Consider the following 12,470-nt stretch of genomic DNA (forward strand, 5'->3'; position numbering starts at 1 on the left):
GTCTCTTCGTATACCGATGTAGGGGTGTTCAGCAATTGCGATTCGGTGCGTCTCACTATTTATGACAGTACGAAAAGCTCGATACTTCCGCTTGTACATACCAAAGGAGATATGGCCAGCCACCGTTCTACAAAGTTGCACCTTTCGGTCGACAGACTTGGCAAGGAGTTAGTAGCCGAAAGATCAGATTTAATTGTGGTAGTGGTCGAGGTGACCGATGATAACGGCAATGTACGATAGTTAGCCAGGGAGAACACCCTGTTTAGCATCGAAGGAGAAGGCGGGCTCATTGGCGATGCTACGATTGGCGCGAGCCTTCGCTCGGTAGAGTTGGAGTCGGCTTCGATACTTGTTTGCTCTACGCGCCGTGCCGGAAAAATTTGCACCAAAGCTCGCCTGTTTTTTGAAGGAACGCAAGCACCGATAGCCACCGAATTGGAACTGGAGTGTATCTGTTTTATTATAGTTAAAAAGCCGCGCAGTGTTTTTTCCATAAACCCCGTGCGGCTTTTTATTGAATAATTGTATCTTTGCCTCCAGTAATCCATGAAAAACAAACCGTATGAAACTACTTCTTACCAGCTTAATCGTTTTCTGTTCATCTTCTTTGCATGCCGGTAACTATTCTGTCAAAGACTCCATTCGCTTAGACGAAGTGGTCGTAACCGGTACTCGTTCCGAGGTCAATCTGCGTCATCTGCCGATGAGCGTTTCTACAATTAATAAAAAAAAAATCGAGCAACGTTACGAACCTTCGCTACTCCCTTTGCTGTCCGAAGCCATTCCGGGCATGTTTGTTACCGGACGCGGTATAATGGGCTACGGGGTTGCTGCCGGAGCAGCAGGAGGAATGAGTATTCGCGGTATCGGCAGTAATAATCAGGCAGGTGGACCCACCACAGGCTTGCTGATCCTGATCGACGGACATCCGCAATACATGGGGCTGATGGGGCATCCTCTTGCCGATGCTTATCAGTCGGGAATGACCGAACGTGTGGAGGTAGTACGCGGCCCCGCCTCTATCCTTTACGGCTCCAATGCGATGGGTGGGGTTGTCAACATCATCACCCGTAAGCAGCAGCAAGATGCCGTTTATACCCATGCTCGTTTGATGTATGGTTCTTACAACACGGCCAATGTGGGGGTGAACAACAGTGTTCGTTCCGGTCGCTTCAGTAGCTTTGTGTCGCTCGATTACAATCGTACCGATGGGCACCGTACCAATATGGATTTCAATCAATACAGTACCTATGGCAAATTGGGATACGACTTTACTACCCATTGGAAGGCCTTCGCCGATGTCAATCTAACCAATTTTGAATCGTCCAATCCCGGAGCCGTATCCGCCCCGATTATTGATAATGATGCCGATATCACACGAGGAATGACTTCCTTTTCGCTCGAAAACAATTACGAACGTAGCTCCGGTGCATTGAAATTATTCTATAACTGGGGCATTCATCGCATTAACGATGGATATACACCCGGTACAGCTCCCAAAGACTACCTATTCCGTTCGTTCGACGAAATGCTGGGTGTTACCCTCTATCAATCTTATCGCTTGTTTGCCGGCAACCAAACGACCGTAGGGCTCGATTACCAACACTTCGGCGGACATGCCTGGAATCAGTTTCTCGATAACGAGAAAGAGTTGGCCGACCGATCTCTTGACGATGTAGCCGGATACCTCACCATTCAGCAGACGGTAGGCAATGCACTTACGTTTAATCTGGGCATGCGTGCCGACTATAACGATCATTTCGGTCTGGAATGGGTGCCACAGGCAGGAATTACTTTTACGCCCTCGGGTGCTACTACCTTGAAGGCGATTGTGAGTAAAGGCTTTCGGAATCCTACCATCCGCGAAATGTATATGTTTCCTCCTCAAAACCCCGATCTACAACCTGAACGGTTGATGAATTACGAAGTTTCGGTTTCGCACTACCTGCTTGACAATGCTTTGCTGCTCAATCTGAATCTCTTTTATATAGAGGGCGATAATATGATTCAGACCCTCCCGGTGGATGGAAAAATGAAAAACGTCAATACAGGTACGGTCGAGAATTACGGTATAGAGTTGGCGGCGGGCTATCAGTTAACGAGTCAACTCAATCTTTCGGCCAACTATAGTTGGTTGCACATGAAGCATAAGGTGGTAGCATCGCCCGAACATAAGCTCTATGTCGGTGCCGATTATGTATATCGCCGCTGGAAGCTTTCGACCGGTATGCAATACGTTGCCGGACTTTACACCTCAGTTAAGGAGGGGAAAGAAAGCACTGAAAACTTTGCTCTCTGGAACCTGCGTGCCACGTATCGGTTGGACAAAGCCGTCGACTTATTTGTTCGTGGTGAAAATCTGTTGGCACAGAAGTATGAAATCAATATCGGTTACCCAATGCCCAGAGCTACTTTCTTTGCCGGAGCAAACGTAAAGTTTTAGCCCGGTAAGTATGTTTAATTCTGTATTTTTCGTACTTTTGCATCCTGTTTTATCAAACATCGGATTTTTAAAGAAAATAATATAATGGCAAAAGAACTGAAAGACCTTACCAAACGTAGCGAGAACTACTCGCAATGGTACAACGAATTGGTGGTAAAAGCCGATTTGGCTGAACAATCGGCTGTGCGTGGATGTATGGTGATTAAACCCTACGGATATGCTATCTGGGAGAAAATGCAACGTCAACTCGACGATATGTTTAAGGAAACCGGTCACGTGAATGCTTACTTCCCGCTACTGATTCCTAAATCATTCCTAAGCCGTGAAGCTGAACATGTAGAGGGATTCGCTAAGGAATGTGCGGTCGTAACACACTACCGTCTGAAGAATGCTGCCGACGGTTCGGGTGTGGTGGTTGATCCTGCTGCCAAACTGGAAGAGGAGTTGATTATTCGTCCTACTTCCGAAACCATCATTTGGAATACTTATAAGAACTGGGTTCAATCGTATCGTGACCTTCCTATCTTGTGCAACCAATGGGCTAACGTATTCCGTTGGGAGATGCGTACACGCTTGTTCCTTCGTACGGCAGAGTTCTTGTGGCAAGAAGGCCATACCGCACATGCTACCCGCGAAGAGGCCGAAGAAGAAGCATTGAAGATGCTACATGTATATGGCGAATTTGCCGAGAAATACATGGCAGTACCTGTTGTGAAAGGAGTTAAATCGGCAAACGAACGCTTTGCCGGCGCACTCAATACCTATACCATCGAAGCCATGATGCAAGACGGAAAAGCTTTGCAGAGTGGTACTTCGCACTTCTTGGGACAAAATTTTGCCAAGGCATTCGACGTGCAGTTTGTCAACAAAGAGAATAAGATGGAGTACGTATGGGCTACCTCATGGGGTGTTTCCACTCGTTTGATCGGTGCGCTTATCATGTCTCACTCGGATGATAACGGATTGGTACTTCCTCCACACTTGGCTCCTATACAGGTGGTTATTGTGCCTATTTACAAGAATCAGGAACAACTCGATCTGATCGATGCCAAAATAGCCGGTATCGTTGCGAACCTTAAAGCATTGGGCGTTTCGGTAAAATACGATAACTCGGACAACAAACGTCCCGGTTTCAAATTTGCCGATTACGAGTTGAAAGGTGTGCCTGTGCGTTTGGTGATGGGCGGTCGTGACCTCGAAAGCAATACGATGGAAGTAATGCGTCGCGATACTTTAGAGAAAGAGACGGTCTCTTGCGACGGTATTGAAGCATACGTGAAAAACCTGTTGGAAGAGATTCAGGAAAACATCTATCAAAAAGCATTGAAGCATCGCGAAGAGAAAACCATTACGGTAGATACTTACGAAGAGTTCAAAGAGAAGATCGAAGAAGGTGGCTTTATCATGGCTCACTGGGACGGTACTCCCGAAACGGAAGAAAAGATTAAGGAAGAAACCAAAGCTACGATCCGCTGCATCCCGCTGGAAGGCGATAAAACACCGGGCGTATGTATGGTAACGGGCAAGCCATCGGCTTGCCGCGTGGTATTTGCACGCTCTTACTAACAGGAACGAATACAAAAATAGAATACGGGCGATATGGAATTTTCCATATCGCCCGTATCTGTATAGGGTGGTTACTTTATTAAGAGATTCAATTTCAGTATTATTTCAGAAATAATTCTTTTCTTTGTATGAAATCACATTTAAATACTCCTGTTTTATGAAGATATTGATTGTTGAAGACGAACCTTCTTTGCGCGAGCTTATTCAGCGTTCGCTCGAAAAAGAGCGTTATGTAGTCGAGGTAGCCGCAAACTTTCAGACGGCTATGCAGAAAATTGAAGACTACGAATACGACTGCATCCTGCTCGATATCATGCTGCCCGACGGCAATGGACTAACCTTACTCAAACACGTCAAGCAGCTCCATAAGCGCGAAAACGTTATCATCCTTTCGGCCAAAGACTCCATAGAAGACAAAGTGCTCGGTCTGGAGTTGGGAGCCGATGACTATTTGCCAAAACCCTTTCATCTGGCCGAACTCAATGCTCGTATCCGGAGCGTCATTCGCCGACATCAACAAGAAGGGGAAGTCGATATTCGGTTGGGCAATGTACGAATCGTACCCGAACAGTTTCAGACATGGGTAGACGAGAAGTTACTCGAACTAAACCGTAAAGAGTTCGATATACTGCTCTACTTTGTCAATCGCCCCGGCAGGCTGGTCAATAAAAGTACCTTAGCCGAATCGGTTTGGGGCGATCATATCGATCAAGTCGATAACTTCGACTTCATTTATGCGCAGATAAAAAATCTTCGGAAGAAACTCAAAGAAGCCGGTGCTACGCTCGAACTAAAGGCTGTCTATGGTTTTGGATATAAACTCATTGTCGAATAAAGAACGCTATCACACATGAAATTACTGTATCGCCTTATTCTTCGCATTTCACTTGCATTGCTGGTCATCTTAACCGGGTGGGCTGTGTTTTTTTATGTGGCCATGATTAATGAGGTGAACGACGAGGTAGACGATTCGCTTGAAGACTATTCCGAGGCAATTATCATGCGTGCGTTGGCAGGAGAGGAGCTACCTTCGGTCAATAACGGGTCGAACAATCAGTACTATCTGACTCCGATCAGCGAAGCCGATGCCCATTCTCGCGAACAGATCAGCTACAAAGATTCGATGATCTATATTCTCGAAAAAGCCGAAACAGAACCGGCACGTATTCTGACCACTATTTTCAAGGATGCCAACGGACACTATCATGCGCTTACCGTATCGACTCCGAGTATTGAGAAGATGGATTTAAAGAAAGCCATCCTGGAGTGGATCATTTTGCTGTATGTGGCTTTGCTCTTTATGATTATTCTGATTAATGCTTGGCTGTTTTATCGCAATATGCGTCCGCTTTATGTCTTGTTAAACTGGTTGGATAAGTACCGCATAGGGCATGTAAATGAACCTTTACAAAACGATACATCGATCACCGAGTTTCGTAAGCTTAACGAAGCGGTTATCCGCAATGCCGAGCGTAATGAGCAGCTCTTCGAACAGCAAAAACAGTTTATCGGTAATGCATCGCACGAGATACAAACGCCACTGGCTATCTGTCGTAACCGATTGGAAATGATGATGGAAGATGAATCGCTATCCGAGCCACAACTCGAAGAGTTGGTCAAGGCACACCAGACGCTCGAATATATTACGAGACTGAATAAATCGTTGTTATTGCTTTCGAAAATTGATAACGGGCAGTTTGTCGAAACCTCCGAACTCTCCCTCAATGAAGTGTTGAAGCATTATTTGACCGATTACACGGAGGTGTATGCCTATCGCAACATTACTTTGGAGGTGGTTGAGAAAGGTGTTTTCCGGATAGAGATGAACGAGTCGTTGGCTACGGTGCTACTAACCAATCTGCTGAAGAATGCGTTTGTACACAACGTCGATGAAGGAGATATCCGGATCGAAATAACCGAACAGAACGTTGAATTTCGGAATACAGCCGTAGATGGTGCACTCGATTCGGCACATATCTTTGAACGATTCTATCAGGGAAACAAGAAGGAGGGTTCTACCGGATTGGGATTGGCCATTGCCGATTCTATATGCCGATTGCAGCATCTTCGTCTGACGTATCGCTATGAAGAAGGAGCACACTGCTTCCTGATTACTAAATTATAATTATGTATGTTGTTATGAAAAAGTTATTTCTCCTATGGGTTGTATTGTTTTCGTTTCAGGCCATTGCCCGAGCCGACGGTGACAAGCCCATTAAAGTCAATAGATTGCCCGATAAGGCGCAGCAGTTTATCAAACAATATTTTGCCAATAACGATGTAGCAATGGCCAAGGTCGAAAGCAGTTGGCTCGAAAAGACCTATACCGTTATTTTTACCAATGGCGACAAGGTAGAGTTTAACAAGAATGGAGCTTGGGAAGAGGTAAACTGTAAGTATAGTTCCGTTCCGGCGAAGGTCATTCCCACTGCTATTCTTAACTATGTAACCGCCAATCATCCCCGCGAGCGAATTTTAAAGATAGAGCGTGATAAAAAAAACTATGAAGTGAAACTATCTAATAAATGGAAGCTGACTTTCGATCCAATGTATCAACTAATCGATATTGAACAATGAAACCATTCATGAACATTTTGTGGCTACTCTTCGGAGGTGTTTTTGTTGCCTGCGAATATCTGGTGTCGAGTTTACTGATGATGATTACCATCATTGGTATCCCCTTTGGTATACAAACGCTAAAGATTGGTATGCTTGCCTTGTGGCCCTTTGGCAAAGAGGTACACACTAGTCCCGATTCAGGCGGATGCTTGAGTATTGTGATGAATATCCTGTGGCTGTTTTTAGGAGGGATTTGGATTTCTCTTTCGCATCTTGCCTGGGGGGTATTGCTGTGCATTACCATTATTGGTATTCCGTTTGGTATGCAACACTTCAAACTAGCCGGTTTGGCATTGACGCCTTTTGGAAAAGAAATTGTAGATATATAACCAATAAACAATAAGTATATGATAACTCAAATTACACACTTTACGACAATATTGTATGTTAAGGACCAAGAAGTGAGTTGCAATTTTTATCAAAAAATATTTCGTAAATCGCCTGATTTAAATGTTCCGGGTATGACAGAATTTGATCTGTTTGATAACTGTAAACTCGGCTTAATGCCCAATAACGGCATTGCGAAAATACTAGCTGACAAAACATTGCATCCAGACTGTGGAGATGGTATTCCAAGATGTGAATTATATTTGTATGTTCATGATATTCAAACAGAATTTGAAAATGCAATTGAAAGTGGAGCCATACTAATAAGCCCCATTATTCTAAGAAATTGGGGAGATCGAGTTTGTTATTTCTCTGATCCGGACGGTCACATCATTGCTTTTGCGGAGAGGGTGCAATAAGTTCAAATTACACTCTCCGCCTATATCATTACTTTCGTACATACGTCACATCTCCTAAATAGAGATGGGAGCTATCTATTCTGTATGGTTTGGTATCCGAGTTGCCATTATCATATTTAATATGAAGCGTAGAGCCGGAGGTGCTCCATGTTAATCTTAATACTTCCTCTACCTCTCCATCGTAGGTCCCGGTAAATTTTCCTGTTCCATCTTTTTTGAGGTCAAGGTAGTAAGTATCGTAACTGCTAATAACAGCTACCCATGAACCAACTAATGATGATTCATTTTCGTCAGGTTGTTCATCGCTTACGCATCCGCTCAGTATAAGTGGGAGGATGAGTATCATGGTAAGTAAAATACGCTTCATTTTGATCTGTTTTGTTTGTTATTTATTTTGTTAAATATATTCGAATGTTCCGACTTTACTCCAAAGTAATGTGTTTGTACAGTTCAAGCTCGTGTCTTTATCCTATTGACTCAAAGTGAAAATACAACGGGACAAATTTACTTTGTTCATTTTGATAATGCAATAGTATAAGCATATTATTAATGTGTATTATTTCCCCGGTTTGTGTCTTTGTTTCTACAGTTTCCACAACTTGTGTAATTAAACTTGTTGTTGTAACCAAGAACGAAGAAGAAGTTACCCTATTGTTAAATGAAAAAGAAGAACCGGTTAAGGAATAACCAACTTTCCCTATTTAGATAATAGATAGAAAAGGCAGCTCATTTGTTGAGCTGCCTTTTACTATTGAAGTTTCGTGCGTATAACATACAGACGGTTTCTGCTGCAAAGAGTTTTACGCGTTAATGAGTATTTGAATTCTGTTTATTTCAAAACCATGGAACGAGTTACAAATGCTTTATAACTCTTTTTAGTCAATGCCAAAACAAGCTACCACTACTTGCTTTTCATCTTTGGTGTTAGGGTTTCTAACCATTAGACCAAACTCACCGGCATAAGGCTTTTTTAATTTTATTAAATATGATGTTTCGCCATATTTTTTGGCGGTGTATTCGATATAGGCCAATTTATCGTTATTTACGCCACCAAATGTGTTTGTTGATGATAACTCCGCTTTACGAACTTTCTTTGATGCTTCGAATTCAAAAATATTAATAATTGACATTGGGTCAGAGCTGTTATCCACTGCTTTAACTATTAAGTAAAAATCGTCATCTTTATTAGCTCGAGCACTTGCGCTCCCTCCCTTTATGTTAATTTTCGATTTTACTGAACCAATGCCTACTATATATAGTGAAGCACCAGCTTTCGTCTTCACCTGTGAATACTCTTTGTCTAATGGAATGGTTTTGTCTCCATTTACTATTACTGCCTCTCCAACAAATTCAGGTTCAGCATCTTGTGCGTTAGCCATACCTATAAAACACATCAATAGAAAAGTGATTAATGCCTTTTTTTTCATAACTTTAGTTGATTTTTAATTATACTTTAATTTCATTATAGAAGTAAAGTCTTCTGTTAACAATGTTTCGAGTGTAAATATATACTAAACATTTATTGCACCATTTAATTTGCAAAAGAAAACGATAATTTTAATTATGATTAACTTTATTTTGCGATAAGGTAATGAACTATTTTTGCGTAAACATTTACTTTGCGAGAGTTGTTTTAACTATAAAGACTCAATGAATATGCTCACTCACTTTCTAGATTTACTTGCAACGATCATCAGTGTCACCAGCCTCCTAATTGTTACTTATGGGGCGTTGATTGGTATTATTTATTTCCTGAAAAACGAGTTGAAACGATTTACGGGAAACTATTCTACTACCAACATACGCCAGTTAAGAGCTACTTTCGGAACCTACCTGCTGCTCGGATTAGAATTTCTCATTGCTTCGGATATTTTGAAAACGGTGTTGGAACCGACACTCAATGAATTGATCGTTCTAGGTAGTATTGTTGTGTTAAGAACCATTCTTTCGGTATTTTTAAACAAAGAGATAAAAGAACTCGAGGCAGAGGATAAACAAGAGAAATTATAATTTCTTTTTGCTACATTTGCATGCTTATAACAGAAAGTCGCATGCAATTATATAATAAAAAAGAAGCTGTACAACGAATGAATGAACTGGCTACGCAGGGTAAGCCTTTTATTTTTATCATCAACTATGCACAAGATGGCTCGTATATCGAAGAGGTAAATGCTGTTGATCCCTCTCAACTGCTTTATCAACTCAACGGTTATACCAATGCCCCAACTCCCGAATGTGGTTCAATCGATAAAAAACATACGGAATCTGTTTTGTGGGAACCTCATCCGATTTCCTTCCCGCAATACAAAAAATCTTTTAATGTAGTCATGAACAACATCTTGGCAGGTAATAGTTTCCTGACCAACTTGACCTGTATGACTCCCATTAGTACGAATCTAAGCCTCAAAGAGATATTCTACCACTCTCAAGCACCTTATAAACTATGGCTGAAAGACCGATTTGTGGTTTTCTCGCCGGAGATCTTTATACGCATTCATCAAGGGCAGATAAGCTCTTATCCGATGAAGGGAACGATTGATGCCACGCTACCTCATGCAGAAGAGCTGCTTATGGCCGACGAAAAGGAGGCGGCAGAACATGCTACCATTGTCGATTTGATACGCAATGATCTGAGCATTGTTGCTTCGCAAGTCAACGTTTCGCGTTATCGATATGTCGATTCGATTGAAACCAATCACGGACCTATCCTACAAACCAGTTCGGAGATTAGAGGAACTTTGCCCGACGATTACCTTTCCCGGTTGGGCGAAATCATATTTACATTGCTTCCGGCAGGGTCGATTACCGGGGCTCCCAAATGTAAAACATCCCAAATTATTGCTCAATCAGAAACTTATGACAGAGGTTTCTATACCGGTATTACTGGCTGTTTTGACGGCGAGAGTCTGGATAGTGCCGTGATGATTCGCTTCATCGAGCAATCGACAGATGGACTTGCTTTCAAAAGTGGGGGAGGAATTACCTGCAAAAGTTGTGCGGAAAATGAATATAACGAAATGATACAAAAAGTCTATGTGCCCATTTATTGAAACTATTCGAGTAGAACAAGGCGTGCTGCTCCATATCGATTATCACAATCAAAGGATGAATGATACGCGTTCGGCTTTCTGGCCCAATGCAAAACCGCTTGATCTGAACCATTTCTTGCTGCCGCCTACAGCTGAAGGAGTGATGAAGTGCCGGGTCGTTTATTCGGATGTCATTGAGGAGGTTAGCTACACTCCTTATTCGATTCGTCCTGTACGTTCCTTGCGTATTGTTTGTTCGGATACAATTAACTATACGTACAAGAGTACCGATAGAGAGGCGCTCAATCAACTTTACGAACAAAGAGATACAAAAGATGATGTGTTGATTATAAAAAATGGATACATTACCGATACTTCCATAGCCAATGTAGCTCTTTTTGACGGCACCCATTGGTTTACACCGAAGCATCCGTTGCTTAAGGGAACGCAAAGAGCACAGCTGCTTCAAAAAGGAATCATTCAGGAGAAAGAGATAATGCTCGAAGAACTCTTTTCCTTTTCGCAAATGACAATATTTAATGCTATGATTCCCTTTCAATCGCTCGTGCTTGACGTGAATTCAGCATTTATTTCGTATTAATTTATATTTTGAGTTTTATTAACAAATATAAATTGTAACACTGTGAACAAAGGCTGTTTGGGATGCGTTATATTATTGTGTTTTTCATAGTATTAGATATAAGATTAATTAGAAGAGATTGTACCCGCTTGTGATAAGTAAGTACGTCAAAGGCAGAGGCGTCTGTTCTTTTTTGATAAATGTGTTAAAGCATCGATTCTTCGGAGTCGATGCTTTTTTAATTCCTTTTTATCTCGTTTTTTAGTTAGTTACAAATAAAATTCGTACGTTTGTGGGACATAAAAGCAGAAAAGAATGACAATGAATACATCCATCATCTTTCGATTCTTAAAAGAACTAAGCGAAAACAACAATCGTGAATGGTTCAACGAACACCGCCAGACGTATACCGAGGTGCAGGCAGAATTCCAAAAGCTCCTGACAGTTATTATTGATCGTATCTCGCTTTTCGATGAGAGTATCAGAGGCATAGCGGCTGGCGACTGTACTTATCGCATCTATCGCGATACCCGCTTCTCGTCCGATAAAACTCCCTATAAGACTCATATTGGCGGCTACATCAATGCCAAAGGCAAAAAGTCCGATCATTGCGGATACTACGTTCATCTCGAACCGGGCAACTGCATGTTGGCAGGTGGAAGCCTGTGTTTGCCTCCCAAGGTCTTAAAAGCTGTTAGACAGTCTATCTACGATAATATCGAAGAGTACCGTTCTATTGTAGAAGACCCTGCATTTAAGAAATTCTATCCCGTAGTAGGCGAGAATTTTCTAAAAACAGCTCCCAAAGGCTTTCCGAAAGATTTTAAATACATTGACTATCTCAAATGCAAGGAATTTGTATGTTCCTATCAGGTACCCGATGACTTCTTTACGTCACCCGATCTGTTGGATCGTACCGAAGAGGCCTTCCGGCAGTTTAAACGTTTTTCGGATTTTCTGAATTATACCATCGATGATTTCGAATGAAAATAGATAATAACTAACATCAATAACAAAAACTTATACTCATGGTAGTAGATACATTAGACAATTTGCAAAAGTACGCATCACTGAATCCTTTATTCGCACAAGCTATTGATTTTATTCTCACACACGACCTCCATGCAATGGAAGTAGGTAAGACGGAATTGAAAGGACAAGATTTGGTTGTGAACATTGCACAAACTGCTCCTAAAACGAAAGAACAAGCTAAACTGGAAACACATAATGCTTTTATCGACATCCAGATACCTCTTTCGGGAACAGAAATCATGGGTTATACCGCCGGTAAAGACTGTGTGCCTGCCGATGCTGCTTACGATGCAGAGAAAGACATTACGTTCTTTGACGGATTGGCCGAAAGCTATATTCCTGTTAAACCGGGTATGTTTGCCATTTTCTTTCCGCAAGACGGACACGCACCGGGTATCACCCCCGATGGTGTGAAAAAAGTAATTGTAAAGGTGAAAGCATAAACCACTGAATTA

General features: G+C 42.1%; 14 protein-coding genes and 1 pseudogene. 13 read left to right on the top strand and 2 right to left on the bottom strand.

Annotation, left to right across the window (positions count from 1 at the left end):
- Positions 1 to 15 precede the first annotated feature (15 nt).
- The 8 genes and pseudogenes from TY03_RS22890 to TY03_RS12230 all read left to right on the top strand — a co-directional run.
- A pseudogene (locus TY03_RS22890) lies at positions 16 to 453 on the top strand (glycoside hydrolase family 2); the annotation flags it as partial.
- Between the two features lie 109 nt (positions 454 to 562).
- The gene (locus TY03_RS12200; RefSeq protein ID WP_042370383.1) at positions 563 to 2,443 is read left to right on the top strand and encodes a TonB-dependent receptor; all 1,881 of its coding nucleotides are present in this window, start codon (positions 563 to 565) and stop codon (positions 2,441 to 2,443) included.
- A gap of 84 nt (positions 2,444 to 2,527) precedes the next feature.
- Complete coding sequence (proS, locus tag TY03_RS12205) at positions 2,528 to 4,009, top strand: proline--tRNA ligase (protein ID WP_042370387.1); 1,482 nt, start codon at positions 2,528 to 2,530, stop codon at positions 4,007 to 4,009.
- Between the two features lie 157 nt (positions 4,010 to 4,166).
- Complete coding sequence (locus TY03_RS12210) at positions 4,167 to 4,844, top strand: response regulator transcription factor (protein WP_042370389.1); 678 nt, start codon at positions 4,167 to 4,169, stop codon at positions 4,842 to 4,844.
- Between the two features lie 15 nt (positions 4,845 to 4,859).
- Positions 4,860 to 6,134: a sensor histidine kinase gene (locus TY03_RS12215; RefSeq protein ID WP_042370391.1), complete on the top strand. Its 1,275-nt coding sequence runs from the start codon at positions 4,860 to 4,862 to the stop codon at positions 6,132 to 6,134.
- A gap of 14 nt (positions 6,135 to 6,148) precedes the next feature.
- Positions 6,149 to 6,586: a PepSY-like domain-containing protein gene (locus TY03_RS12220; protein WP_042370555.1), complete on the top strand. Its 438-nt coding sequence runs from the start codon at positions 6,149 to 6,151 to the stop codon at positions 6,584 to 6,586.
- Complete coding sequence (locus tag TY03_RS12225) at positions 6,583 to 6,957, top strand: YccF domain-containing protein (protein WP_042370393.1); 375 nt, start codon at positions 6,583 to 6,585, stop codon at positions 6,955 to 6,957. The genes TY03_RS12220 and TY03_RS12225 overlap by 4 nt, the downstream gene beginning before the upstream one ends.
- Positions 6,958 to 6,975: 18 nt before the next feature.
- Complete coding sequence (locus TY03_RS12230; RefSeq protein WP_042370395.1) at positions 6,976 to 7,374, top strand: VOC family protein; 399 nt, start codon at positions 6,976 to 6,978, stop codon at positions 7,372 to 7,374.
- 28 nt (positions 7,375 to 7,402) lie between these two features.
- Here TY03_RS12230 and TY03_RS12235 read toward each other — a convergent pair whose 3' ends face one another.
- A complete protein-coding gene (locus TY03_RS12235; protein WP_042370399.1) occupies positions 7,403 to 7,741 on the bottom strand; it encodes a lipocalin family protein in 339 nt (112 codons plus the stop codon).
- 508 nt (positions 7,742 to 8,249) lie between these two features.
- Positions 8,250 to 8,801 (bottom strand): hypothetical protein, encoded by a 552-nt coding sequence (locus TY03_RS12240; RefSeq protein ID WP_042370401.1) that lies wholly within the window; start codon positions 8,799 to 8,801, stop codon positions 8,250 to 8,252.
- Between the two features lie 229 nt (positions 8,802 to 9,030).
- Between TY03_RS12240 and TY03_RS12245 the strand changes: the two genes are divergently transcribed.
- The 5 genes from TY03_RS12245 to TY03_RS12265 all read left to right on the top strand — a co-directional run bounded on the left by TY03_RS12245 (position 9,031) and on the right by TY03_RS12265 (position 12,458).
- Positions 9,031 to 9,384, top strand: a complete 354-nt coding sequence (locus TY03_RS12245; RefSeq protein ID WP_042370557.1) for a DUF1622 domain-containing protein — start codon at positions 9,031 to 9,033, stop codon at positions 9,382 to 9,384.
- A 41-nt stretch (positions 9,385 to 9,425) separates the two neighbouring features.
- A complete protein-coding gene (locus TY03_RS12250; protein WP_042370403.1) occupies positions 9,426 to 10,424 on the top strand; it encodes an aminodeoxychorismate synthase component I in 999 nt (332 codons plus the stop codon).
- Entirely contained in the window at positions 10,408 to 11,004 is a 597-nt protein-coding gene (locus tag TY03_RS12255; RefSeq protein ID WP_042370405.1) for an aminotransferase class IV family protein, read from the top strand. The genes TY03_RS12250 and TY03_RS12255 overlap by 17 nt, the downstream gene beginning before the upstream one ends.
- A gap of 300 nt (positions 11,005 to 11,304) precedes the next feature.
- Entirely contained in the window at positions 11,305 to 11,970 is a 666-nt protein-coding gene (locus TY03_RS12260) for a DUF2461 domain-containing protein (protein WP_187373994.1), read from the top strand.
- Positions 11,971 to 12,011: 41 nt separating this feature from the next.
- Positions 12,012 to 12,458, top strand: coding sequence for a YhcH/YjgK/YiaL family protein (locus tag TY03_RS12265; protein ID WP_042370409.1), 447 nt, complete (start codon positions 12,012 to 12,014; stop codon positions 12,456 to 12,458).
- Positions 12,459 to 12,470: the final 12 nt, after the last annotated feature.

It is taken from the genome of Bacteroides neonati (assembly GCF_000499785.1).
GTDB classification, from domain to species: Bacteria; Bacteroidota; Bacteroidia; order Bacteroidales; family Bacteroidaceae; genus Bacteroides; species Bacteroides neonati.